The sequence below is a fragment of the Kitasatospora sp. NPDC007106 genome (assembly GCF_040634455.1).
Classification (GTDB): domain Bacteria; phylum Actinomycetota; class Actinomycetes; order Streptomycetales; family Streptomycetaceae; genus Kitasatospora; species Kitasatospora arboriphila.
On sequence record NZ_JBEYFP010000721.1, the window covers coordinates 1 to 2,932 of the forward strand.

Sequence of the window (2,932 nt, forward strand, 5' to 3'; positions counted from 1 at the left end):
CGGCGGACCGGGCTACGGGAGAACTCACTGCGGGCATCCCTCTAGATTCGCAAGGAGGCACGGGGCGGCGCACCTCGGTTTTCGAGAGATCGATGCTGGTGCTCGGTGCCGTGCCCCCGCCCGGCGGCCGCCGACAGGCTCTCCGAGACGAACTGCGGGGTGCCGTGCGCGTGCCCCGCGTAGGTCTCGAACACCTGGTGCTGCGGGTAGGACGCGGCCGAGGACGCGCCGAACCCGGAGAACCGGGAGAACCTGTCCGGCCCACCGAAGCCGGTGAACCGGAGCTGTTCCTCGTCCGTCCGGTCGCCCGGCAGGGCCCGGAAGAGTCTCCGGTACTCGGAGTACAGCGCGTCGTAGATCGGGGTCGGTGAGACGGGCAGGTCCGCGTCGTACGAGGGGCGCATGCCCGGGATGGTGCGGCCGGCGGACGGGCGGGTGGTCGGGGCGACGTCGTAGCTGTACACGTGAGGGCCAACGAGCGAGACCGCCCGGGGATGCGGGGTTCCGCGGCCCGGCCTATGCCAGTCGGCCGGGTGCCGCCGGGAGGTCCGCCGGGCGCTCGGCCGGGCGGTCCTCCGGGTCCGGACGACCTGCCGCCGGGCACGGTCAGGTGCCGGCCAGCGGCAGCATGCCGGCGGCCAGGACGCCCTGCCCGGCGGCCCGGTCGAGGGCCATCCGCAGCAGGTCCTCGCGGGGCTGGCGGCCGATCGTCCCGGCGGGCACCGCGTACATGATCACCTCGGAGCGGCGGGCGACCGCGGCGCGCCAGGCCTCGGTGACCTGTAGCGGCTGGTGGGCCTGCCACCAGGCGGCGCTGCCGCCGGTGGCCGAGGGCTGCAGGATCGCGTGCAGCTGGCCCATCGCCATCAGCACCGACCAGCCGGTCAGCGGCCGGACCGGCGCCCGGTCGACCGACTGGACCACCTGGAAGCCGTGGTCGGTGAGCAGGGAGAGGAACTCGTCCTCCGCCGAGCCGCTGCCGGGGCGGGCGATCGGCCCGGTGGGCTCCACCACGAGGGCCGCGTACGGGGTGTCCCCGCAGAGCACCAGGCCGCAGGTGACGCCGAGCACCGCCGGCTGGGTGCCCGGGTCGGCCGGGGCCTGCGGCTGCGGCGCCCGCACGGGCGGGGCGGACCAGACGTCGTCGGGCATCCCGGGGGCGGCATGGGCGCCGGAGACGGCGTGCGCCGGTGCGGACGCGGGCGCGCCGACCCCGCCCTGCGCCTGGGAGATCGAACGGACGGCACCGAGCAGCTGGTCCTCGTCCACCGGCACCACCTGCGAGGGCACGCACCGGGCGTGGGCGAAGGCCAGGACGGCGGTCTCGTCGCCGATGAACAGGACGGTGCTGGTGGGCTCCCGCAGTGAGTCGCCGGGGGCGCGGCACGAGGTGCAGTCGTAGGCGTCCGGGGCGTGGGCGCCGGCGAGCAGGCGGTCGGCCTCGTCGTCGCCGATCTCGGTTCGTACTTCGTCGCTGACTTCGAGCATGCGCGGCAAGGGAACTCCTCCGGTCTCAGGGGGTGGCACGGGCGCGCCTGGCCGCCATTCCCAACGGGCGGTTGTGGCCGGGGTCACGGGTGCGTCCGGCTCCGACGGGATTTGCCGCGGATCTGACTGCGACGGGTGGGCGTGCGGTCGCAATCTGTCGACGCTGTGCCCGAGGTCACAGGCCGGAAACGGTGAGCAGCCTCACGATCGGGTGGGGATCGATCATGGAAAATACAGGCAAAACGGGCATATCCCCGTTCTTTGCTAGATCGATACTCGCGGTAACGCCGCGCTGAGCTGGGACGACCCGAAACTGTTTGGTGCCCGGCCGGGCGGCTCGTAGGTTTTTGCCCAGTGCACCGAGCACTTCCCGGGTTCACCCGAGCACCGCCCACCGGCCCCGGCCGGGGGAGCGAGTGCCGCCGGAGCGGCTGACCACCGCCCGGACGAAGCGGGTGGCCGGGGCGGCGCGGCACGTACGAACACGTGCAACGGCCGTCTTGCGGACGCGGCGAGCGAACCGAGAGCCACACGGCTCTGGTTCCGCCTGCCCGCCCGGGGCTTTCGAGAGGAATCCCATGCTCTTCCGTAACGAGACTGCCGCTGCCACCACCACCGCCACCAAGCGCAACCGCGTCCGGCTGGCGATCGCGGGCGGCGCCGCTGTGGCCGTCCTGCCGGTGGCGGGCCTCGTCACGGCCACCTCCGCCTCCGCCGCCTCCGTCTCCACCTGGGACGCCGTCGCCCAGTGCGAGAGCACCGGCAACTGGCACATCAACACCGGCAACGGCTTCTACGGCGGCCTGCAGTTCACCAACAGCACCTGGGCCGCCTTCGGTGGCACCTCGTTCGCCCCGCGCGCCGACCTGGCCACCAAGGACCAGCAGATCGCCGTCGCCGAGAAGGTCCTCGCCGTGCAGGGCCCGGGCGCCTGGCCCGTCTGCTCCGTCAAGGCCGGCCTGACCAAGGGCGGCGCCGCCCCGCAGGTCGACACCGCCGCCGCTGCCGCGCCGAAGGCCGCCGCCGCCCCGGCCCCCAAGGCCGCCGCCCCGGCCGCCCCCAAGGCCGACGAGCAGAAGGCCAGCCGCAGCGAGGCCCGCGCCCAGCTGAACACCACCGCCAAGCAGGACGCCCCGAAGCCGTCCGCCCCGGCGAAGAAGAACACCGACGGCGGCAACTACACCGTCAAGGCCGGCGACACCCTGAGCAAGATCGCCAAGGCCAAGGGCGTCGACTGGAAGTCCCTGTACAAGAACAACGCCGGTGTCATCGGCGGCAACCCGAACATGATCTTCCCGGGCCAGGTCCTGTCCGTCTGACACCCCGTGCGGCGCTGACCACCGCGTCACCGCCCTCGTCCAGGCCGTGGAGATCAAGGACGCCTACACCCGCGGCCACAGCGAACGGGTCGGCCGCGCCGCCGTCCTGATGGCCCGCCAGCTCG

General features: G+C 73.5%; 3 protein-coding genes. 1 reads left to right on the plus strand and 2 read right to left on the minus strand.

Annotated elements, in window-relative coordinates; genetic code table 11:
• Positions 1–41: 41 nt before the first annotated feature.
• Both ABZ641_RS31355 and ABZ641_RS31360 read right to left on the minus strand, forming a co-directional pair.
• The gene (locus ABZ641_RS31355; protein ID WP_359987291.1) at positions 42–404 is read right to left on the minus strand and encodes a hypothetical protein; all 363 of its coding nucleotides are present in this window, start codon (positions 402–404) and stop codon (positions 42–44) included.
• 202 nt (positions 405–606) lie between these two features.
• Positions 607–1,488, minus strand: coding sequence for a hypothetical protein (locus ABZ641_RS31360; protein ID WP_344626936.1), 882 nt, complete (start codon positions 1,486–1,488; stop codon positions 607–609).
• Between the two features lie 578 nt (positions 1,489–2,066).
• Here ABZ641_RS31360 and ABZ641_RS31365 point away from each other — a divergent pair.
• Positions 2,067–2,807: a transglycosylase family protein gene (locus ABZ641_RS31365; protein WP_344626937.1), complete on the plus strand. Its 741-nt coding sequence runs from the start codon at positions 2,067–2,069 to the stop codon at positions 2,805–2,807.
• Positions 2,808–2,932 lie beyond the last annotated feature (125 nt).